We start from the raw sequence: 21,424 nt of genomic DNA on the forward strand, positions 1-21,424 counted from the left end.
TTGACCGTCGCCTGTCCCCTGCTGGACGGCGTCGCCACAGCCACCGTGGAGGTGGATTCCGTCGGCACCGCCGGCCTTTCTCCCACGCCGCCGTACGGCGGACCCGGCGGCGCTTCGCATGGCGGCGGGAACAAGAACAAGAACAAGAACAAGAAGAGGCAGCGGCAGTATTCGCACCAGAAGAACGCGCAGAAGCAACACGCGCTGCGAGATCTCACCCAGATCCTGGCACCGCTCCAGAAAGCCGGCACGGACACCCGGGCGCTGCCCTACAACTGGCAGGCCGCGGACGCGAAGACGGCTCCGTGGACCGGCCTGCACGGCGTTCACAGTGTGGACGACAGGTCGCGGGACAAGCAGGTCGTCCGCGACCCGGCGCCGGGGACCGCAGCGGACCCGGCTGCGGATCCAGCCGTCGACCCGCCCGCGGACCCGCCGGCAGACCCGCCCGCGACCCCCGTGGTGGGGGCGCAACCCGTCCCGACCCCGGTCCCGATGCGCACCACGGGCACCGGCGACTACACCCTGAGCTGGAACGACCGCAACCCGCAGGGGAACACGTACGGCGACCTCATCCAGCAACTCCGCCAGGACCTCCAGTTCACGCAGCCCGGCTACAGCTACACGAAGGTGTCGGAACTGCTGGCCGCCTCCCTGCCCGGCGGCCCCTTCGCCAACCGGAGATGCCCTGCCCCGATGGAGGACAGCGGGGCGCTGGTCACCCCTCAGGGTGAGCGGGTCCGCAACGTGACCGACTGGTTCTGCCTGGCGCCCGACGACACCGATGGCATGTGGACGCCGCAGGGGATCAGCGGCACCTGGGACTCGACCGCCCAGGGGACGGCCTACGACGACACCGCCAGGGCGTTCGTGTTCACCTGGCACGGGCCGGCCAACAACTCGTCGCGCGTGACCTTCCTGAACGAGGTGGGAGTCGGGCCGTTCAACCATTACGAGCACGTTCTTCTGGTGAATCCGTTCAGGGACGCGAGCGGTCCCGTCTCCTTCGATCCCATGAGCATCCACGCCGGCGGAGTCGTCTGGTATCACCAATATCTGCTGATCGCCGACGACAGCAAGGAAAATCCGGAGAACAACGGGATCCTCGTCTTCGACCTGCGCGACCTCTTCGATCTGGGATTGAGCGCGGTCAGCGACATCACCGACACCGGGAGGCCCATCGGCCTGCACAACGGCACCTACTATTCCCAGGGAAACCGGTACATCCTGCCCCTGCGAGGCATCTGGCGGCCACAGGTCACCGGCGTGCGGTGCGCGTCCATGAGCAGCCCGCCGTGCTTCGGATATCTCGGCCTCGACCGGAGCACGAGTCCGCCGAGCGTGCTCACCGGTGAATGGTGCGACGCCCGGCAGCCCACGCCCACCTGCAGGCCGGCCTCACCGCAGGCGGCGGCCCCGACAGGCCGCGTCGCGCGGTACAGGATGGCCCCCGACAACAGCGCATGCGACCGCGGGTGCCTCGCGTACGGCTCGGACGGCAGGGCGCGCGCGACCGCGGCGTACACGCAGCCGACCCCCTGGACGCAGGGCGGCATCTCGTGGAACGGCCTCTACCAGTTCACGATGAGCAACAACAAGACGGCCACCCTGGGCCGGCGGTACGACGCGGTCCCGGGGCAGCCGCCGGTGCCGCACTTCGCGGCCAGGGGTGTGCAGGAGCTCTACTGGCACCGAGCCGGCGGCCCGGCCCAGCCTCCGATCCTGTGGTCGATCACCGAAGGGGAAGGGGTGAAGAACCGGGTGTTGTACGGCGTCAATCCCTGGATCCCGTAGGCCGGCGCGGCGAGTCGCTCTCCCCGGAGGCTCCGTCTCCGGGGAGAGCCCCCGACGCCCGCGCGAGATGGGCGGCGATGGCGTCCTCCCAGGAGCGCAGGAACGCGGGGTATCCGGCGGCGAACTCGGCCAGCTCGGCCTCCGCCCCGGCGGTCAGCGGGGTGAGGTCGTAGGTGACCGTCACGTCGCTGTGACTCTGCGGGAGGGGCGCGAGCGTCACGCCGACGGTCCCCGCGTGGACCCCCTCGCGAACGCGGGCGTAGGAGACCGACCGGCCGGGCTCACGGTCCACGACGATCCACGTGGTGGTCGCGTCATCCCCGTGGGTCTGGAACACCGTCCCGGACGCGGTGTCGTCCTCGGTCCCCTCCGGGAACCGCGGATCCCATCCCTCCACCCAGTCACGTTCGCCGTACGGCGTGAACAGCCGGAACGCCTCGGCGGGCGGGAGCGCGACCCGCAGCCGGCCGGTCAGGCGGCGACGCCGCGGCCCGGCGCTCACCTCTCCTCCAGCCGGTGGGCGTCGGCCGCGGTGAGCGTCAGGCCGTAGACCTCCCTGAGCTGCCCGATCTTCGCGAGGGTCTCCGGCCCGAACGGCGCCCTGCCCTCGAAGGCGTGCAGGACGATCCCCTCGACCAGATCGCCGAGGGACATGTCCAGGTATTCGGCCAGGCCCTTGAGCACCTTCAACGTGTTGCGCTCGATGCGCAGACCGGTCTGCGCGCGCTCAACTGTTACCATGTTACCAAGATAACATCGTTCACAGTCGTCGGTCCTGCATCTCCCAGATGTGGTCGGCCACGTGCCAGACGATGCGACGCGCGGCGTATCGGACGGGCCAGCCCTCACCACCGGGAGGGAATGCCTCGGCGGGCCGCTCGAGCGCCCGCGCGATGTCCGCGCGCATGGCGACGAGGCCGGCCTCGTCCTTGAAGGGCTTGTGCCGCACGCCGATCTTCCGGGCGTACGCGCGCTCTGCCTCCACGACGTGGGAGACCATCTTGTCCCGGTCCCTGCCCCCGCCCCTGGGGCCCTTGCGCAGTTCCTCGGGAGACGCGGCGGCCACCTCCGCGAACACCGCCCACGCCGCGCGGGCGAGGGCGGCCGTACGCGCGGCCTCCGGCGCCTCCACCGGTTCCCGGTCGAAGTCCGGGATGGCGGAGATCGCGCCGAAGTCCGTCGTGCTGTCGCCCTGCACGCGCGCGACGACCTCCGGTTCCCCCGGCGCGAACTCCAGCCCGGCCCGCTCGGCGATCACCCGGAAGCGCGGCGTGTAGTCCACGAGTGTGCCGAGCGCGGCCTCCTCGGTCTTGCCGATGCGGCACCAGCCCGGCCAGTCGATCGAACAGGCGAAGACCCTCTTGGGGCCGATTTCCAGGTAGACGCGATGGTTCATGCCGGCCAGCATGGCAGCCGTACCTGACAGGCTCCGGCAGGTTCAGACCAGGTCGATGAGATCGGCCACGGAGTTGACCACCTGGGTGGGCCGGAACGGGTACCGGTCGATCTGGTCCTTCTGCGTGACGCCGGTGAGCACGAGGATCGTGTGCAGGCCGGCCTCGATGCCGCAGACCACATCGGTGTCCATCCGGTCACCGATCATGGCGGTGGTCTCGCTGTGCGCGTCGATCTGGTTGAGCGCGCTGCGCATCATCATCGGGTTCGGCTTGCCGACGAAGTACGGCTCGACCCCGGTCGCCTTGGTGATCATCGCGGCCACCGCGCCGCAGGCCGGCAGCGAGCCCTCCGTCGAGGGGCCGATGGGGTCGGGGTTGGTCGCGATGAACCGGGCGCCGTTGTCGATCAGCCGGATCGCCCGCGTTATCGACGTGAAGCTGTAGGTGCGGGTCTCACCCAGCACGACGTAGTCCGGGTCGAGGTCGGTCAGCACGTAGCCGACCTCGTGCAGGGCCGTGGTCAGCCCCGCCTCGCCGATCACGTACGCCGAGCCCTCGGGCCGCTGGTCGGCGAGGAACTTGGCCGTGGCCAGCGCGGAGGTCCAGATCGACTCGGGCGGCACGTCCAGACCGGCCGCGCGCAGCCGTACGGACAGGTCGCGGGCGGTGTAGATCGAGTTGTTGGTGAGGACGAGGAACCGCTTCCCCGACTCCTTCAGCCGCCTGATGAACTCGTCGGCACCCGGCACCGGCTGGCCCTCGTGGACCAGCACCCCGTCCATATCGGACAACCACGACTCAATGGGCTTACGCTCGCTCATGCGTCCAAGCATGGCAGGTGGCGGAGGAGTGAAGCACATCACGCGCCGCGTCCGGAAATATCCGGATGCGACCTCAGGTTGGGCCCAGCATGAGCGATGACAACATCCGTGGGGTGCCGCGCGGGACGGCCGAGGTGCCACTGTCGATCCTGGAGCTCGCGACCGTCGGGGAGGGCACGACGCCCGGCGAGGCGCTGCGCGACGCCACCGGGCTGGCCCGGCGGGCCGAAGAGTGGGGCTACCACCGCATCTGGGTCGCCGAGCACCACGGCATGCCCGGAGTGGCCAGCTCCTCCCCGGCCGTACTCATCGCGCACCTCGCGGCGGCGACCAGGTCGATCCGGATCGGTTCCGGCGGCGTGATGCTGCCCAACCACGCCCCGCTGGTGATCGCCGAGCAGTTCGGCACGCTGCACGCCCTGCACCCCGGCCGCATCGACCTCGGCCTCGGCCGCGCCCCCGGCACCGACATGGCCACGGCCAACGCCCTGCGCCGCTCGGCCGAGGTGGACCCGGACGAGTTCCCCCAGCAGGTGGCCGAGCTGACCGGCTTCCTCGACGGCGCCTTCCCGCCCGGCCACCCCTACGAGAAGATCCAGGCGGTGCCGCGCGGCGACGACCGGCCGCCGATCTGGCTGCTCGGCTCCAGCGGGTTCAGCGCCAGGCTGGCCGGGCTGCTCGGGCTGCCGTTCGCCTTCGCCCACCACTTCAGCGCCGCCAACACCGAGCCCGCGCTCGACCTCTACCGCTCCTCCTTCCGGCCCTCGCAGGTGCTCGACCGGCCGTACGCGCTGATCGGCGTGGCGGCCGTCGCCGCCGACACCGAGGAGGAGGCGCTGCGGCAGACCATGCCGGGCGCGCTGTCGTGGCTGCGCCTGCGGCAGGGCCGGCCCGGCCGCACCCCCACTCCGGAGGAGGCGGAGGCGTACCCGTACACCCCGATGGAGCGGGAGTTCGTCCGCGAACGGCTGTCGACCGTGGTGCACGGCGACCCGCAGACCGTGCGGGCCGGGCTGGAGGAGCTGCGCAAGCGCACCGGGGCCGACGAGCTGATGATCACCACGCAGGTCCACGGCGGCGCGGCACGCCTGCGCTCCTACGAGCTGATCGCCCGCGCGTACGGAATGATCTAGGGGGCGAGGGCCTCCAGGGCCTCTTCGGCGCGGCGCATGGAGTCGCGGGGGTCGGCCTCGGGGTTGCCGATCTCCGGGTCGAAGTTGAGGTCGTGGAAGACCTCGGTCACGCCCTTGGCCGCGAGGTCCTCCACGTCCCGCCGGATCTTGTCGTAGGACCCGGTCAGCGGGCCCTCGTCCCCCGCGCGGACACGGGTGACGCCGCGGACGACGAACCGCAGCGCCTCCGGGTCGCGGCCCGCCTGCCGGGCCGACTCCTTCACGATGGCGATCTGCTGGTCGATCGTGCCCAGGTCGGCGCGGCTGGAGCTGATCCAGCCGTCGGCGATCCGCCCGGCCCGTTCCAGCGCCACCCGGGCGGTGCCGCCCAGCATGACGCTCGGCGGGGTGGCCGGTCTGGGGTCCTGGTGGGAGGCCGGCACCTCGTAGAACTCGCCCTTGTGCTCGACGACGTCCTCGGTCCAGAGCCGCCGCAGCAGGCCGACGTACTCCTCCGCGCGTCTGCCGCGCCGCTCCATCGGCACGCCGGAGGCGGCGAACTCCTCGGGCAGCCAGCCGAGCCCCAGGCCCACGTCGAGTCTGCCGCCGGACACCTCCTGCAGGGAGGCGAGCTGCTTGGCCATCAGGACCGGGGAGACGAACGGCAGGTTGAGCACGGCCACCCCGAGGCGTACCCGCTCGGTGACGGCCGCCACGTACGCGAGCGCGACGACGGGATCGTGCACGCTCCGGTAGACCGGCCCCATCGGGTTGCCGACGGGGTAGAGCAGCCGCTGGAACGCCCAGACGCCGTGATAGCCGAGTTCGTCGGCGCGGCGCGCGATCCGCTTCATGTTCTCCGGCGTCGCCCACGAGCCCGACACCGGCACGGAAAACCCAATCCTCATAACCGCACCCTAAGGGTGCCCCCTTCGATCTTCCGCCTACTGCGGTCGCCCAGGCGGTCCTCGCTACGGCGAGATCGGCGGGGGACACCCTAGGGTGTCCCCCGTGATCGAGGAACTGGCGCGGCTGGCGCGCCGCGACGGGCCGGTGACGGTTCTCAAGCAGGGCCGCGTGCTCGTGGTACGGGCCGGGGACGTCGTCGTCAAGGCCCACCCCCCGGACACCGAGGAGCACGCCCTGCGCGCCCGCCTGGAGGCGGCGGGAGACCTGCCCGGCGTCATGCTGGCCCCTCTCGGCCTCGAAAGGCTCGACGGCAGGCTCGTCACGATCTGGCCGGCGGGCGAGGCGCTGACCATCGCCGACGTGGACGCGGGCACCACCCCATGGGAGGAGGGCGGGCGGCTGCTCGCGCTGTTACACGCCCGGCCGGCGCCTCCCGGCCTTCCGCCCGCGGGCGGGCCGTCGCGGCTGCCGCGCGCCATGGCCGATCTGGCGGCCGCCGGCGTCCCCGACGCCGTCGCCGCCCCCATTTCGGCGGCGTACGCGACGCTGCCGCCCGCCCGGGACTGCGGCACGCTGACGCACGGCGACTGGCACCTCGGCCAGATCGTCCGGCACGACGGCGCGTGGCTGCTGATCGACCCCGACGACCTGGGCGGCGGCGACCCCGCCTGGGACCTGGCCCGCCCGGCCGCGTGGTACGCCGCCGGCCTGCTCGACCCCCGGGACTGGGAGCGGTTCCTGACCTCCTATCTCGCCGCGGGCGGAACGGCCGTGTCCGCCGACGATACGTGGCGGGAACTCGACGCGCCCGCCCGGGCGTTGACCGTCCAACTGGCCGCGACGGCGGTGGCCACGGCGGCGCGGGCGGGGGAACCGCCCGACGACGCCGCCATGGCCCTGGTGTCCGCCTGTGGGAGGATCGTCGCGGCCGCGGAGGCCGAGACCTGACCTAGGGAGAGTTGTCGGATGCAGTGCCCCAAGTGCCGTGGCAACATGCGGACGTTCGACCGCAACGGCGTCCACATCGAGCAGTGCGACAACTGCCGCGGCATCTTCCTCGACTACGGCGAGCTGGAGACGCTGACGCGGATGGAGTCCCAGTGGGCCCAGCAGCACTACGCTCCCCCGCCGCCGGCGCACGGCGGCCCCGCGTGGGGCGGCCACCACGGCGGCGGCCACTACGGCCACCGCCGCAACAGCTGGGTCGGCATGCTGTTCTCCAGCTGAGAGCTTTCGCGGAGGCCGCGGCCCGGATCGGGCCGCGGCCTCCCGCGTGCTCAGCGCGCGGGCTCGAGGCCCTCCGGGCCCAGCGTGAGCCACCTGGTGATCCCGATCGACTCCAGGAACGGCAGGTCGTGGGAGACCACCACGAGCGCTCCCCGGTAGGCCGACAGCGCCTGCGCGAGCTGGCGGACGCTGGCCAGGTCGAGGTTGTTGGTCGGCTCGTCCAGCAGCAGGAGCTGCGGCGCGGGCTCGGCCAGCAGCAGCGAGGCCAGCACGGCGCGGAACCGCTCGCCGCCCGACAGCGTCCCCGCCGGCCGCTCGGCCCGCCCGCCCCGGAACAGGAACCGGGCGAGGCCGGCCCTGACGGCGTTCACCGACGCGTCGGGCGCGACCGCCCGCACGTTGTCGACCAGGCTGAGCGCGTCGTCGAGCACGTCGAGCCGCTGCGGCAGGTAGCGCACCGGAACGCCTCGCCGGACCGAGCCCTCGTCCGGCGGGAGCTCCCCCAGGATCGTGCGCAGCAGCGTCGTCTTGCCCGAGCCGTTCGGCCCCAGCAGGGCGACGCGCTCCGGGCCGCGCACGACCAGGTCGCCGATCGGCCCGGCGGCCGTGCGCAGGCCGTCCAGTTCGACCACGGTGCGCCCGGCCGGCACCTCGGTCGCGGGGAGCTCCACCCGGATCTCGGCGTCGTCGCGCACCGCCTCCTCCGCCTCGGACAGCCGCTCGCGGGCCGCGGCCACCCTGTCCTCGTGCATGAGCCGGTGCTTGCCCGCCGACACCTGGGCCTGGCGCTTGCGCTCCTGCATGATGATCTTCGGCTCGCGCTTCTGCTCGTACATCTTGTTGCCGTAGCGCACGCGCCTGGCCAGCTTGGTCTGCGCCTCGGCCAGCTCGCGCCGCTGGCGGCGCAGGTCGCCCTCGGCCGCGCGGACCATCCGCTCGGCGGCCTCCCGCTCGACCGCGAGCACCTCCTCGTAATCGCTGAGCGTGCCGCCGAAGGTACGGCGGGCGGGCAGGTCGGCGATCTGGTCCACCAGGTCGAGCAGCGTGCGGTCGTGGCTGACGACGACCAGCGTCCTCGTCCACGAGGTGACGGCGTCGTACAGGCGCCGCCGCGCGTCGAGGTCGAGGTTGTTGGTCGGCTCGTCGAGCAGCAGCACGTCGGGCTCGGCGAGGAACCGCGCGGCGAGCCCGACCATCACGGTCTCGCCGCCCGAGAGCGTCGCGACGGTCCGGTCGAGGTCGATTCCCCCGAGCCCGAGACGGTCGAGCTCGGCCCGGGCGCGCTCCTCGACGTCCCAGACCACCGCGTCGTAGTTCGCCTCGCTCAGGTCGCCCCGCTCGATCGCGTGCAGCGCCTCGCGCGCCGGGGTGATCCCCAGCAGGTCGGACACCGTACGGCTCGCGCCGAGCGGGAGGTTCTGCGGCAGGTAGCCCAGCCGCCCGGTGACCGACACCGAGCCGCTGGCCGGGGTCAGCTCCCCGGCGATCAGCTTGAGCAGGGTCGACTTGCCGCTGCCGTTGACGCCGACGAGCCCGGTCCGGCCGGCGCCGAACGTGAAGTCGAGCTCCTCGAAGACGGGCGTCCCGTCGGGCCAGGAAAACGACAGATCCGTACAGACAATGGAATAAGACATGAGGCGGCTCCGGGTATCCCAAGGGCGAGATGAGAACGTACGCGTGGGACACCGCGGGCACGGGCCGCGAGAGGACACCGGAGAGAGCTCCGCCGAGGTCGCTGCGCCGGACCACCGATGGCGGCCGTGGGCGCGGTGTCGAGACCTCAGAGCTCCAAGTGACCCTCCGGGGGTGCGGCGGCAGGACGTCGATCACGATAACCGGAAGCGGCGGACGGACGCCACCGAATTAACTCGCAGGACACGGAACCGCCACCCGGAGGTCCTACCAACGGCACGGCCGAGTCGTAGTCTCAGCCGTCCCGGAAGGTGACAAAGGGCCTACCCCGCTCCACACGCCGCGGCTTCAGTCGGTAAGGTGAACCTGTCCTAACTTAGGTAAGGCTTACCGTCCGCCCGGAGGGCGATGTGTTCGCAAGTTATCTCATCGGCCTTCGCGAGGGCCTGGAGGCGACCCTCGTCGTCTCCATCCTGGTGGCCTTCCTCGTCAAGAGCGACCGCCGCGAGCGGCTGCCCCTGGTCTGGGCCGGCGTGGGCGTCGCCGTCGCGCTCTCGGTCGGGTTCGGGGCGCTGCTGACCTTCACCGCGGCCCACCTCGGCCAGCAGCAGCAGGAGCTCTTCGACGCCGTCACGTCCCTCGCCGCAACCGTCTTCGTGACCTTCATGGTCTTCTGGATGCGCACGGCCGCCCGGAAGATGTCGGGCGAGCTGCGGCAGAAGATGGGCGAGGCCCTGGAGCTCGGCGCCACGGCCGTCGTCGTGGTGGCGTTCCTGTCGGTCGCGCGCGAGGGGCTGGAGACGGCTCTGCTGTGGTTCGCCGCCGTCCAGGGCGCGACCAGCAGCGCGAGCCCGCTGATCGGCATCACGCTCGGACTGCTCACCGCGGTGGCGCTCGGCTGGGGCCTGTACCGCAGCGCCCTGCGGATCAACCTCACGAAGTTCTTCACCTGGACGGGCCTGCTGCTGATCCTGGTCGCGGCCGGGATCTTCAAGTACGGCGTGCACGACCTGCAGGAGTCGGGGCTGGTGCCCGGCCTGAACACCTACGCCTTCGACATCAGCGGCGTGCTCGACCCCAGCGCCTGGTACTCCACGCTGCTGAGCGGGATGTTCAACATCACCCCGCAGCCCAGCGTGCTGGAGGCCGCCGCCTGGGTGGTCTACCTGGTGCCCGTCCTGATCCTGTTCCTGCGGCGGCCCTCGGCGAAGGCACCGGCCAGCCCCGCCCCCAAGTCCGCCCAGCCCGCTTCCTGACCGGAGTCGACCCAATGCGCACCCCCACTGTCCTGGCCGTCGCGGCACTGGCCCTCGCCGGCCTCACCGCCTGCTCGTCCACGGAGTCGGGCTCCGGCGGCACGACCGAGGCGACCGCGGCCGGCGACGGGAAGATCGCCGTGGCCGCCACCGACACCGAGTGCAAGGTGGCGAAGTCCGAGCTGGCCGCCGGCACCTCGACCTTCTCGATCACCAACAACGGCTCGAAGGTGACCGAGTTCTACGTGTACGCGGCGGGCGACCGCATCATGGGCGAGGTCGAGAACATCGTCCCCGGGCTGACCCGCGACGTCGTGATGGAGCTGCCGGCGGGCATGTACGAGACCGCCTGCAAGCCCGGCATGACCGGCAAGGGCATCCGCGGCCCCCTCAAGGTCAGCGGCGAGAGCAAGCCGCTGACCAGCGACGCGAAGCTCGCCGAGGCCGTGGCCAGCTACAAGCGCTACATCAAGAGCCAGTCGGACACGCTGCTCGGCAAGACCAAGGAGTTCACCGAGGCGGTCAAGGCCGGCGAGGTGGACAAGGCCAAGGAGCTCTACCCGGTCGCCCGTACGTACTGGGAGCGCATCGAGCCGGTGGCCGAGGTCTTCGGCGACCTGGACCCGGCCATCGACGCCCGCGAGAACGACGTGGCGGACGGCGAGGAGTGGACGGGCTTCCACCGCCTCGAGAAGGACCTGTGGGTCAAGAAGGACGTCAAGGGCGACGGCCCGATCGCCGACAAGCTCATGACCGACGTGACCACGATCGTGGAGAAGTCCGCGGCGCTGGAGCTGTCTCCCGTGCAGCTCGCCAACGGCGCCAAGGGCCTGCTCGACGAGGTCGCCACCGGCAAGATCACCGGTGAGGAGGACCGCTACTCGCACACCGACCTGTGGGACTTCGACGCCAACCTGCAGGGCTCGAAGGCCGCCGTGCAGGCGCTGCGCCCGGTGCTCGAGGAGCGCGACCCCGACCTCGTCAAGACGCTCGACGCGAAGTTCGCCGACGCCGAGGGCACGCTCGGCGCGCACCGCAGCGGCGACGGGTGGAAGCTCCACACGGAGCTGTCCAAGGACGACCTCAGGGCGCTGTCGGACGCGATCAACGCGCTGGCCGAGCCGATCAGCAAGGTGGCCTCGGTGGTGGCCCGATGACTCGCAGGAGCACAGCGAGCGGCGGCATCAGCCGCAGACGCCTGTTCGGTCTCGGCGCTGCCGGTGTGGCCGCCGTCGGGGCCGGAGCGGTCGCCGGCCGGTCCTTCATCGAGGAGCCGGTCGCCCATGCCGCCTCCTCCTCCGACCCGGTGGCCTTCTACGGCCCGCACCAGGCGGGCATCACCACTCCCGCCCAGGACCGCCTGCACTTCGTGGCGTTCGACGTCATCACGAAGAAGAAGGCCGAGCTGGTGGAGCTGCTCCAGGAGTGGACCGCCGCCGCGGCCCGGATGACCCAGGGCAAGGACGCCGGCACCTTCGGCGCCGTGGGCGGGTCGCCCGAGGCGCCGCCGGACGACACCGGCGAGGCGCTCGGCCTGCCCGCCTCCGGGCTGACGCTGACCATCGGCTTCGGCCCGTCGCTGTTCGACGAGCGGTTCGGCCTCGCCGACCGCAGGCCGCCCGCGCTGGCCGACCTGCCCGCCTTCCCCGGTGAGGACCTGCAGCCTGAGATCTCGGGCGGGGACATCTGCGTGCAGGCGTGCGCGCACGACCCGCAGGTGGCGGTGCACGCCATCCGCAACCTCGCCAGGATCGGCTTCGGCAAGGTCTCCGTCCGCTACTCGCAGCTCGGTTTCGGGCGCACCTCGTCCACCTCCCGGTCGCAGGCGACGCCGCGCAACCTGATGGGCTTCAAGGACGGCACCAACAACCTGAAGCTCGAGGACACCGCCATGCTGCGCGACCACCTGTGGGCCGCACCCGGGGACGGCCCGGCCTGGATGGACGGCGGCACCTATCTGGTCACCCGCAAGATCCGGATGCACATCGAGACCTGGGACCGCGCCCCGCTGTCGGAGCAGGAGGCCATCTTCGGCCGCGACAAGGGCGAGGGCGCGCCGCTCACCGGGCACAAGGAGTTCGACGCGCCGGACTTCGCGAAGAAGGGCCCGGACGGGCAGCCGGTGATCGCCGGCGACGCCCACGTACGGCTCGCGCACCCCGACGCCCACGGCGGCGCGCGGCTGCTGCGGCGCGGCTACAACTTCGTGGACGGCTCCGACGGCCTCGGGCGGCTCGACGCCGGCCTGTTCTTCATCGCCTACCAGCGCGACCCGCGTAAGCAGTTCGTCCCCATCCAGCGGATGCTGGCGGAGAAGGACTCGCTGAACGAGTACATCAAGCACGTCTCCAGCGGCCTGTTCGCCTGCCCGCCCGGGGTGGTCGACGGCGGCGACTACTGGGGCCGCACGCTGTTCGCCTGACGCAGTCCCGCATCCGACACATCCGGGATGTGTATAGTCCCGGTTATGCGGATGGGCGAGGGCGTCGAGTGGGGGCTGCACTGCTGCGTGACCCTGGGCTGGCTCGACGACCAGGCCCCCGTGTCGATCCGCCGGCTGGCCGCCTGGTTCGACCTGCCGCAGGAGTACCTGAAGAAGCGGCTGCAACCGCTCGCCCGCGCCGGCATCCTCACCTCCAGCCCCGGCGTCCGGGGCGGCTGGTCGCTCGCCCGCCCGCCCGAGCGGATCACGGTGATCGAGGTGGTCACCGCCGTGGAGGGGCCGCTCGAGGCGTTCCGCTGCACGGAGATCCGCAAGCGGGGAGTGAGCGGGCGTGACGCCGGCCCCGAATTCGACCGGCCCTGCGGCATCTCGAGCCTCATGCGCCAGGCCGAGCTGGCATGGCGGCGCGAACTGGCCGGCCGTACGATCGCCGACCTGATGGAGCGGGCCCCCGCGGGCGCGGCGCGCACCCGCCGCAACTACGGCCGCATGATCGACTGAATCCTCCACCTACGGCACGGAGCATTCTCATGAGCGAAACAGGGATACAGAATGTCCCGATTGAGCGCGAAGCCGCGCCGCGAGGGCTCGGCTCGACCCTCGTCCTGGCCCTCGGGACGTTCGCCGTCGGGACCGACGCGTACGTGGTGGCGGGATTCCTGCCCGCGATGGCGCACTCGCTGCACGTGACGGAGAGCACCGCGGGGCAGTCGGCGACGGCGTTCGCCATCGCCTACGCCGTGCTGTCGCCGGTCCTGGCCACCGCGCTGGCCCGGATGCCGCGCCGCGCCCTGCTGGTGGGCGCCCTGACCGTGCTCGCCCTCGCCAACCTCGCCTCGGCGCTGGCCCCGGACTTCGGCGCGCTGATCGTCACACGTGTGGTGGCCGCGTCCGGCGCCGCGGCGTTCACGCCGAACGCCGGCGCGGTGGCCGCGTCGCTGGTCGCACCCGCGCAGCGGGGCCGGGCGCTGGCCGTCGTGGTCGGCGGCCTGACCGTCGCCACCGCCCTCGGCGTGCCCCTCGGCAACCTGGCCGGGAAGATGCTCGACTGGCGGGCGGCGCTGGGCCTGGTCGCGGTGCTGTGCGCGGTCTGCGCGGCCGGCGTGCGCGCCGCGATGCCGGCGTTGCCGGGCGGTCCGCGCGTCCCGCTGCGGGAACGGCTGGCGGCGCTGCGGCGGCCGGGAGTGGTCGCGGTGCTGCCGCTGACCACGCTCGGGCTCGCCGCCGGTTACGGGCTGTACGCCTTCGCCGTTCCCGTGATGCGCGCACTCGGGGCCGGAGCGCCGGCGGAGACCTGGCTGCTGTTCCTGTACGGCGCCGGCGCGGTCGCGGGCACCCTCGTGTCGGGCGCCATGGTGGACCGGCACGGGCCGATACCCGTGCAGGCCGTGGGGTTCGCCGTGCTCACCGTGACGCTGGCCGTCTCCGCCTGGGCGGCCGGGGCGGGCACGCACTGGCCGCCGCTGACCGCCTCGCTGATGGCGGCGTGGGGCGCGGCGACCTGGTTCCAGACCCCGGCCCAGCAGGTCCGCCTGATCAACGCGGCGCCCCGGCAGACCGCCGTGGTCGTCGGGCTGAACTCGTCGGCGTTGTACGCCGGGATCGGCCTCGGCACGGCGCTGGGCGGCGCCCTGCTCGCGGTCGGCCCCTCCGTGGCGCTCGCCGTCTGCGCGGGACTGGCCCTGATGTGCCTGCCCTACCTCGGCGTCACCCGCCGCCATCGCTGATCACAGTGCTGATCACAGTGCTGATCACAGTGCTGATCACAGGCGCGACTCGTATAAGGCCCTGGCCTTCTCGATCAGGTCGAGGTGGTCGCGGAGCTGGGCCCGGGTCCGCAGGCGGGCCCTGGCCCTGACCAGCTCGTCGAGCAGGTCCAGCCACCGCAGGCACCAGCGCACGTCGTCCTCTCTGGCCACGTGCCGTCCACGCACGTCCAGGTAGACGGGGCTGGTGTGGGCGTACGCGCGCCCGCGCGGGGACCGCGGATGGGGGCCGCCGCGGACCACCGCGACCACGTAGTCGGCGTCGCCCACGGGCAGGGACGCGGTGATCTCGGGGCCCGGCCCCTCGGCGAGCACGCCGGCGGCGGTCCTGATCTCGACGTGCTCCACCTCGGCCCCGACGGCCCGCGCCCGCACCGCCACCGTCTCGCCGCCGTCCAGGTCGAGCCTCTCCCCCGGCCCCAGGCCGTTCACCGTGAGCTCCAGCCAGGGGCCGGTGGTGGCGAACGTACGCCCCCGCCGTACGGCCTCGGCGAACGACTCGGCGCTCAGCGGCCCGTCCACCCGTGCGTAGACGCGCTCCCAGCCCGGCGGGCTGGAGACCGTGTCCTGACGGGTGAACGACAGCATGGTGTCGGTGCCGGCGAGCACGGCGAGCCGGTTGCCCGCGCCGACCAGCCTCCGGTAGACCTCGGCGGTGCCCGGCTCGGGCGACAGGTCGCTGAAATGGAGCACCTCCACTCCGTCCACCAGGCCGAGCGCCGCGTCCACGACCAGGGCGCGGCCGGTGCAGTTCCTGGTTCCCTCGCCCACGACGTCCCCGGGAGAGGAGATCGGGCCGTGGAAGGGGTGCGCGTACCCGAGCACGGCGCGCGGCTCCCGCAGGTCGCCGCAGATCGCGGCGTTGGGCGGCCAGTCGGCGTCGCCGCCGAAGCCCGTGTGGTAGACGGCGGGCGGCACGGCCACTCCGAAGACGTGGACGTGCCCGAACAGGTCGTTGCGATACTCCACGCCCATCCGGGCCACGTGCCCGGCGTCCGACCACGGCAGGTCGCGCCCGGCCCAGTGCTGGAGCGCCTCCCGGTCGTAGACGCGCTCTCCGGCGACGTTGCCCGCGACGAGGTTGAGCACGTGCAGGTCCTCGCCGAGCTGGGCCGCGGCCGCCGCCGCCGGGGCGGCGACCAGGTCGCCCGCCCAGTTCATGTGGACGTGCAGGTCGGCGCCGTACCATCCGAGGGCGGCCGCGTCGTACAACCGCTGCGGCGCGAGCCCGACCAGGGTCTCCTCCCCCGTCCTGGGAACGACCGTCGTCTCGGCGACGCCGTACTCCATGCCGCGCGTGACCCGGATCGTCACCGGCTCGGCGGGCACGGCCAGCACGACGTCGTCGCCGTGGAAGAACGGCACGTCGTCGTTGTCACGCCGTTCCGGCACGCCCTCCGGGTACCATCCGTGGCCGCCCGGCGAGGTGACGCTCCACCGGCACGGGAAGCCGGCGCGCAACCGCAGCCGCGCGGCCGGCGCGGGCCGGACCAGCCCGGACAGGTCCACCGGCGCGCCGTCCACGGTGAGGACGGTCGCGGTCGTCACGTCGAGGAGCCTGGCCCCGCCCGCCGCGATGCCGTACGGCACGCCGTCGGCGGTCACCTCCACCGGGTGCGGCAGCGCGGAGTCGACCAGCAGGGCCACGGGCACCGGCCCCGGCGACAGCAGCGGCCGGGCCGGGCCGTGCTCCAGGCGGTGCTCCATACTGTGCCCGTCCGTGGTCAGCCGCAGCGCCACCAGGCCCCGGGGGACCTCGCCGTCCAGGGCGTCACGGAACTCCGCGTCGAGGTCGGGCCGGATGCTCATCCGGTCGGCCTCCTCCGGAAACCGGAGGAACGGCATCATCCGGACGTATCCCAGTGGGGGCTCTCCCCAGGTCATGCCGTGCGCGGACAGCAACGCCCGGTATTCCCGCAGAGCACGCTCCACCTGCGGCGGCATCAACGGATCGTGGTTCATCGCACCTCCCCGTAATCGAAAGCGGGCACATCGTGGCACGGTTTCGGCCGGGGAAAACGTGCAACAGTGCATTCCCGGTTACAGGGGTAGCGATCTTTCTCACTCGGGAGGAAAGGTGATCTCCCGAGTGTCAATCGCGCCGCCGGCAGGCAGGAAGGCCGCCAGGATCCGGTCGGCCGCCAGCGCCGGGGTCAGGGTGCCGTCCAGGACCTGCCGTTCGATCTCGGGGGCGATTTCCGCGGTCGAGTCGCGGAGCATGGCCAGCAGCCGGTCGCGCACCAGCGCCCAGGTCCACTCGACCTGCTGGCGGCTGCGCCTGGCGGCGAGGTCTGCCCCGTCCTGGTGGCGCACGACGTGCCGCCACAGCTCCTCCAGCCCCGCGCCGGTCAGGCCGCTGCAGGTGAGCACGGGCGTGGCCGCGCGCAGCAGCCGCAGCGCCCCGGACAGCTCGCGCGCCGCCTTGCGCGCGGCCATCTCGTGCTCGCCGTCGGCCTTGTTGACCGCGATGACGTCGGCCAGCTCCAGCACGCCCTTCTTGATCCCCTGGAGCTGGTCTCCGGTGCGGGCGAGGGTGAGCAGGAGGAACGTGTCGACCATGTCGGCGACCGCGGTCTCCGACTGGCCGACCCCGACCGTCTCGACGAGCACGATGTCGTAGCCCGCCGCCTCCACGACGACGATGGCCTCCCGGGTGGCCTTGGCCACGCCGCCGAGTGTCCCGGCCGTGGGGGACGGCCGGATGAAGGCGTTCGGATCGGCCGACAGCCTGGCCATCCGGGTCTTGTCCCCCAGGATGCTGCCGCCCGAGCGCCGCGACGAGGGGTCGACGGCCAGCACGGCCACCCGGTGGCCCTGCCCGGTGAGATGGGTGCCGAGCGCCTCGATGAAGGTCGACTTGCCGACTCCGGGCACCCCGGAAACGCCCACCCTGCGGGCCTTGCCGGAGTGCGGGGTGAGCTCGACCAGCAGCCGCTGCGCCATCTCCCGGTGGTCGGCCCTGGTCGACTCCACCAGAGTGATCGCGCGGGCGGTCCACCGCCGGTCGCCCGCCAGCACGCCCTCGGCGTAGTCCTCGATGGCCGGTGCGGTCACCGGTGACCCAGCCGGGCCGACAGCTCGCGCAGCAGCTCCAGGGCCGCGTCGGCGATCACCGTGCCGGGCAGGAAGATCGCCGAGGCGCCCGCGGCCCGCAGCTCCTCGACGTCGGCCGGTGGGATCACACCGCCGACCACGATCATGATGTCCTCCGCGCCCAGGCCGGCGAGCGCCCGCCGCAGCGCGGGCACCAGCGTCAGGTGCCCGGCCGCCAGCGAGGAGACCCCCACCACGTGCACGTCGGCCTCGACGGCCTGCCGCGCGACCTCCTCGGGCGTCTGGAACAGCGGGCCGACGTCGACGTCGAAGCCGAGGTCGGCGAAGCCGCTCGCGATCACCTTCTGGCCCCGGTCGTGGCCGTCCTGGCCCATCTTCGCGACAAGGATCCGGGGCCGGCGGCCCTCGGCCTTCTCGAACTGCGCGCACGCCTCGCGGACCCGGTCCGCGGCGTCGCCCACCTCCGCGCGGTACACGCCCGATATCGTACGGATCTGCGCGGAGTGCCGTCCGAAGACCTTCTCCAGCGCGTCGGAGATCTCCCCGACCGTCGCCTTGGCCCGGGCCGCGTTCACGGCGAGGTCCAGCAGGTTCTCCCCGGCGGCCGCGCCCTTCGTCAGCGCCTCCAGCGCCCCGGCCACGGCGTCGGCCGAACGCTCCTCGCGCAGCCTGCGGAGCTTGTCGATCTGCTGGTTGCGGACGGCGGTGTTGTCGACCTTGAGCACCTCGATCGGCTCGTCCTCCTCGGGGCGGTACTTGTTCACGCCGATCACCGGCTGCCTGCCGGAGTCGATGCGGGCCTGGGTGCGGGCCGCCGCCTCCTCGATACGCATCTTGGGCAGCCCCTGGTCGATCGCCCGCGCCATGCCGCCGGCCCGCTCGACCTCCTGGATGTGGCCCCAGGCCGCCCGCGCCAGCTCGCGGGTCAGCCGCTCGACGTAGTAGGAGCCGCCCCACGGGTCGATCACCCGCGTCGTTCCCGACTCCTGCTGGAGCAGCAGCTGGGTGTTGCGGGCGATCCGCGCCGAGAAGTCGGTCGGCAGCGCGAGCGCCTCGTCCAGGGCGTTGGTGTGCAGCGACTGCGTGTGGCCCTGGGTGGCCGCCATCGCCTCGACGCAGGTCCGCACGACGTTGTTGAACACGTCCTGCGCGGTCAGCGACCATCCGGAGGTCTGGCTGTGCGTGCGCAGCGACAGCGACTTGGGGTTCTCCGGGCCGAAGCCCTTGACGAGACGGGCCCACAGCAGCCGGGCGGCGCGGAGCTTGGCGACCTCCGTGAAGAAGTTCATGCCGATGCACCAGAAGAACGACAGGCGCGGCGCGAACTCGTCGATGCCCAGCCCCGCCTGGACGCCCGCGCGCAGGTACTCCACCCCGTCGGCCAGCGTGTAGGCGAGCTCCAGGTCGCAGGTCGCCCCGGCCTCCTGGATGTGGTAGCCGGAGATCGAGATGGAGTTGAACTTCGGCATCTTCTTGGAGGTGTACTCGAAGATGTCGGAGATGATCCGCATCGAGGGGCCCGGCGGGTAGATGTAGGTGTTGCGGACCATGAACTCCTTGAGGATGTCGTTCTGGATGGTCCCCGCCAGTTTGTCGGGCGTGACGCCCTGCTCCTCGGCCGCGACGATGTAGAGCGCCAGGATCGGCAGCACCGCGCCGTTCATGGTCATCGACACGCTCATCCGGTCGAGCGGGATCCCGTCGAACAGCTGCCGCATGTCGTAGATCGAGTCGATCGCCACGCCGGCCATGCCGACGTCGCCGGCGACGCGGGGGTGATCGGAGTCGTAGCCCCGGTGGGTCGCGAGGTCGAAGGCGACCGACAGGCCCTTCTGCCCGGCCGCCAGGTTCCGCCGGTAGAACGCGTTGGACTCCTCCGCCGTGGAGAACCCGGCGTACTGCCGGATGGTCCACGGCTGGGTGACGTACATCGTCGGGTAGGGGCCGCGCAGGAAGGGCGCGATGCCCGGGTAGGTCCCGAGGGACGGGCCGTCCGCGAGGTCGGCGGCCGTGTAGAACGGCTTGACCGCGATGCCCTCGGGGGTCTCCCACACCGCGTCACCCCACACCGCGTCACCGGCGTGGACGTCCGGCGCCGCGGCGCTCGACCCCAGGTCAATTTCCGAGAAATCCGGAATCATCGGTTCACTCCCAGGTCGTCGAACGTCGTGCGCAGCACCTCGAGCGCGTCGCATCCCGCGTACAAGGTGGCGTCCACCCCCTCATACTCCCCCTTTCCGGCCAGCCAGACCCTGCGCGCCCCGGCCTCCCGCAGCGCCGCGGCGACGGCCGCCGCGTGCTCGCCGTACAGCCGGTCGCTGGAGCACAGGCAGGCCACGGGAGTGCCGCGGTCGCGGAAGGCGGCGGCGATCGCGGCCGGGTCGGTGCCGGGGCCGCTGGTGACGGTCGCGACGCCGCCCGCCGCGAACAGGTTGGCGGCGAACGCCGCCCTGGCGGTGTGCGCGGCGACCGGCCCGATGGTGGCGAGGAACACCGAAGGCCGGCTCGGCTGGGCGTCGGCGAGGTCGCGCAGCGCCTCGAACTCCTCGGCGTAGCGCATCACCGGCAGCCCCCCACCGGAGGTGGCGGCGAGCCCGGGGCCGGGCCGCCGGGACACCGGCCTCTCATTCAGGTCCGGGAACTCGCTGACCCCGGTGACCGGGTCGCGCCGGTGGGCGAGGTTGTCCGCCCGCCCGGCCCTGGTCGCCGCCAGCCGCTCGGGGACCAGCCGCTCGAGCGCGGCCGCCATGCCACCGGCCCGCTCGATCTCCTGGAACCACTCCCAGGCCCGGGCGGCGAGGTCGTCGGTGAGCCGCTCCACGTACCACGAGCCGCCGGCCGGGTCGGCCACCCGGGCGACGTTGGCCTCCTCCACCAGGAGTGACTGGGTGTTGCGTGCGATGCGCCGCGCGAACGCGTCGGGCAGCCCGAGACAGGCGTCGAACGGCTGGACGGTCACCGCGTCCGCCCCGCCCACCCCGGCCGCGAAGCAGGCGAGGGTCGTGCGGAGCATGTTCACCCACGGGTCCCGGACGGTCATCATCGCCGAGGAGGTGACCGCGTGCTGGAGCTGGGCTCCCGGGCCACCGATCACCTCGGCGATCCGCGCCCACATCCGCCGGGCGGCCCGGAGCTTGGCGATGGTGAGGAACTGGTCGGCGGTCGCGGCGTACCGGAACTCGAGCTGCCCGAACGCCTGCTCGGCCGTCAGGCCCGCGCCGGTCAGCGCCCGCAGGTAGGCGACGCCGGTCGCGATCGAACAGCCCAGCTCCTCGGCGTCGGCGCCGCCCGCGTCGTGGTACGGCAGGGCGTCGACGGTGATCGCCCGCAGGCCGGGGTGGTCCGCGGCGCAGCGGCGGGCGAGCGCCACGGCCCCATCCAGACCGGCGGCACCGGTGTCCACGCCGGCGCCGGTGCGGGCGGCCAGCCCTATCGGGTCGGCGCCGAGGTTGCCCCCGGGCACCGGGACTCCGCCGACCAGGCGCAGGAACGCCTGCGCCGCCTGCGCCGTACGCGGGCCGGCGTCGAGGACGACCGGGGCGAGGTCGAGCAGGACGCCGTCCAGCACGGCCGGCAGCGCGGCCGGGTCGATCGCGTTCAGGTCGAGCCACAGGGACGTGACGCCGTTCTCCAGGTCGGCGTGGATCGCCTCCCGCGTCGCGGCCGGATCGGGATCGGCGTGCCGCTGCCGCACGTCCCAGGGGCCGGGGCCGCGCACCACGCGGGGCGTCCGCGGCAGGTCGGCGGCGTCGTACAGCGGCGCCACGCCGACTGCGTCGTAGGTCGTGGTGGCCAGGGCGTCCTCGACCGCGTCCGGCGGGCCGTCCCAGCCGGATCTGCGCAGCACGTCCGCCGCGAGCGCCCGCCACTGCTCGCGCGTGGCCTGCGGGAACCCCGCTGCGGGATCGGCGAGATCGTCGAGTTCAACAGGCGGCACCGTCATGCACCGGATGCTAGATGCACCGGCGCCGCCCAGGGGTCGCGGGGTCCCGGTCTGTGGACAACCCCGACCG

General features: G+C 72.6%; 19 protein-coding genes. 9 read left to right on the forward strand and 10 right to left on the reverse strand.

Annotated features, from left to right (window positions below; all coding sequences use genetic code 11):
- Complete coding sequence (locus AAH991_RS27710) at positions 1 to 1,794, forward strand: hypothetical protein (RefSeq protein WP_346228852.1); 1,794 nt, start codon at positions 1 to 3, stop codon at positions 1,792 to 1,794.
- Here AAH991_RS27710 and AAH991_RS27715 read toward each other — a convergent pair.
- Genes AAH991_RS27715 through AAH991_RS27730 form a run of 4 tightly spaced genes read right to left on the reverse strand, consistent with a single transcriptional unit; the run spans position 1,775 to position 4,012 of the window.
- On the reverse strand, positions 1,775 to 2,296 hold the full coding sequence (locus AAH991_RS27715) for an SRPBCC family protein (RefSeq protein WP_346228853.1): 522 nt from the start codon (positions 2,294 to 2,296) through the stop codon (positions 1,775 to 1,777). The genes AAH991_RS27710 and AAH991_RS27715 overlap by 20 nt on opposite strands.
- Positions 2,293 to 2,535, reverse strand: coding sequence for a hypothetical protein (locus AAH991_RS27720; protein ID WP_346228854.1), 243 nt, complete (start codon positions 2,533 to 2,535; stop codon positions 2,293 to 2,295). The genes AAH991_RS27715 and AAH991_RS27720 overlap by 4 nt, the downstream gene beginning before the upstream one ends.
- Positions 2,536 to 2,554: 19 nt before the next feature.
- Positions 2,555 to 3,190 carry a hypothetical protein gene (locus AAH991_RS27725; protein ID WP_346228855.1) on the reverse strand — a complete coding sequence of 212 codons (636 nt, stop codon included), beginning with the start codon at positions 3,188 to 3,190 and terminating at the stop codon, positions 2,555 to 2,557.
- 42 nt (positions 3,191 to 3,232) lie between these two features.
- Positions 3,233 to 4,012: an HAD-IIA family hydrolase gene (locus AAH991_RS27730; RefSeq protein ID WP_169982340.1), complete on the reverse strand. Its 780-nt coding sequence runs from the start codon at positions 4,010 to 4,012 to the stop codon at positions 3,233 to 3,235.
- A gap of 89 nt (positions 4,013 to 4,101) precedes the next feature.
- On the opposite strand from AAH991_RS27730, the gene AAH991_RS27735 reads away from it, so the two are divergent.
- Positions 4,102 to 5,145, forward strand: a complete 1,044-nt coding sequence (locus tag AAH991_RS27735) for an LLM class flavin-dependent oxidoreductase (protein WP_346228856.1) — start codon at positions 4,102 to 4,104, stop codon at positions 5,143 to 5,145.
- On the opposite strand, the gene AAH991_RS27740 is transcribed toward AAH991_RS27735, so the two are convergent.
- A complete protein-coding gene (locus AAH991_RS27740; RefSeq protein ID WP_346228857.1) occupies positions 5,142 to 6,032 on the reverse strand; it encodes a TIGR03619 family F420-dependent LLM class oxidoreductase in 891 nt (296 codons plus the stop codon). The two genes, AAH991_RS27735 and AAH991_RS27740, sit on opposite strands and share 4 nt — an antisense overlap.
- Before the next feature lie 103 nt (positions 6,033 to 6,135).
- Here AAH991_RS27740 and AAH991_RS27745 point away from each other — a divergent pair, with 103 nt between their 5' ends.
- Both AAH991_RS27745 and AAH991_RS27750 read left to right on the forward strand, forming a co-directional pair.
- Complete coding sequence (locus AAH991_RS27745) at positions 6,136 to 6,981, forward strand: aminoglycoside phosphotransferase family protein (protein WP_346228858.1); 846 nt, start codon at positions 6,136 to 6,138, stop codon at positions 6,979 to 6,981.
- A gap of 18 nt (positions 6,982 to 6,999) precedes the next feature.
- Positions 7,000 to 7,260 (forward strand): TFIIB-type zinc ribbon-containing protein, encoded by a 261-nt coding sequence (locus tag AAH991_RS27750; protein ID WP_169982334.1) that lies wholly within the window; start codon positions 7,000 to 7,002, stop codon positions 7,258 to 7,260.
- A gap of 50 nt (positions 7,261 to 7,310) precedes the next feature.
- Here AAH991_RS27750 and AAH991_RS27755 read toward each other — a convergent pair whose 3' ends face one another.
- Positions 7,311 to 8,894: an ABC-F family ATP-binding cassette domain-containing protein gene (locus AAH991_RS27755; protein WP_346228859.1), complete on the reverse strand. Its 1,584-nt coding sequence runs from the start codon at positions 8,892 to 8,894 to the stop codon at positions 7,311 to 7,313.
- Between the two features lie 408 nt (positions 8,895 to 9,302).
- On the opposite strand from AAH991_RS27755, the gene efeU reads away from it, so the two are divergent.
- Genes efeU through AAH991_RS27780 form a run of 5 tightly spaced genes read left to right on the forward strand, consistent with a single transcriptional unit; the run spans position 9,303 to position 14,318 of the window.
- Positions 9,303 to 10,148, forward strand: coding sequence for an iron uptake transporter permease EfeU (gene efeU, locus AAH991_RS27760; protein WP_346228860.1), 846 nt, complete (start codon positions 9,303 to 9,305; stop codon positions 10,146 to 10,148).
- 14 nt (positions 10,149 to 10,162) lie between these two features.
- Positions 10,163 to 11,305: an iron uptake system protein EfeO gene (efeO, locus tag AAH991_RS27765; RefSeq protein WP_346228861.1), complete on the forward strand. Its 1,143-nt coding sequence runs from the start codon at positions 10,163 to 10,165 to the stop codon at positions 11,303 to 11,305.
- The gene (gene efeB / locus AAH991_RS27770) at positions 11,302 to 12,570 is read left to right on the forward strand and encodes an iron uptake transporter deferrochelatase/peroxidase subunit (protein WP_346228862.1); all 1,269 of its coding nucleotides are present in this window, start codon (positions 11,302 to 11,304) and stop codon (positions 12,568 to 12,570) included. Before efeO ends, efeB begins: the two co-directional genes overlap by 4 nt.
- A gap of 45 nt (positions 12,571 to 12,615) precedes the next feature.
- Complete coding sequence (locus tag AAH991_RS27775) at positions 12,616 to 13,092, forward strand: RrF2 family transcriptional regulator (protein WP_346228863.1); 477 nt, start codon at positions 12,616 to 12,618, stop codon at positions 13,090 to 13,092.
- A gap of 29 nt (positions 13,093 to 13,121) precedes the next feature.
- Positions 13,122 to 14,318, forward strand: a complete 1,197-nt coding sequence (locus AAH991_RS27780) for an MFS transporter (protein ID WP_346228864.1) — start codon at positions 13,122 to 13,124, stop codon at positions 14,316 to 14,318.
- A 36-nt stretch (positions 14,319 to 14,354) separates the two neighbouring features.
- Here AAH991_RS27780 and AAH991_RS27785 read toward each other — a convergent pair whose 3' ends face one another.
- The 4 genes from AAH991_RS27785 to AAH991_RS27800 form a co-directional block, all read right to left on the reverse strand.
- Positions 14,355 to 16,319 carry a CehA/McbA family metallohydrolase gene (locus AAH991_RS27785; protein WP_346228865.1) on the reverse strand — a complete coding sequence of 655 codons (1,965 nt, stop codon included), beginning with the start codon at positions 16,317 to 16,319 and terminating at the stop codon, positions 14,355 to 14,357.
- Between the two features lie 99 nt (positions 16,320 to 16,418).
- Positions 16,419 to 17,411, reverse strand: coding sequence for a methylmalonyl Co-A mutase-associated GTPase MeaB (gene meaB / locus AAH991_RS27790; protein ID WP_346228866.1), 993 nt, complete (start codon positions 17,409 to 17,411; stop codon positions 16,419 to 16,421).
- Positions 17,408 to 19,552: a methylmalonyl-CoA mutase gene (gene scpA, locus AAH991_RS27795; protein WP_346228867.1), complete on the reverse strand. Its 2,145-nt coding sequence runs from the start codon at positions 19,550 to 19,552 to the stop codon at positions 17,408 to 17,410. The genes meaB and scpA overlap by 4 nt, the downstream gene beginning before the upstream one ends.
- Positions 19,549 to 21,354 carry a methylmalonyl-CoA mutase subunit beta gene (locus AAH991_RS27800; protein ID WP_346228868.1) on the reverse strand — a complete coding sequence of 602 codons (1,806 nt, stop codon included), beginning with the start codon at positions 21,352 to 21,354 and terminating at the stop codon, positions 19,549 to 19,551. Before AAH991_RS27800 ends, scpA begins: the two co-directional genes overlap by 4 nt.
- Positions 21,355 to 21,424 lie beyond the last annotated feature (70 nt).

The sequence above is a fragment of the Microbispora sp. ZYX-F-249 genome (genome assembly GCF_039649665.1).
Lineage (GTDB): Bacteria > Actinomycetota > Actinomycetes > Streptosporangiales > Streptosporangiaceae > Microbispora > Microbispora maris.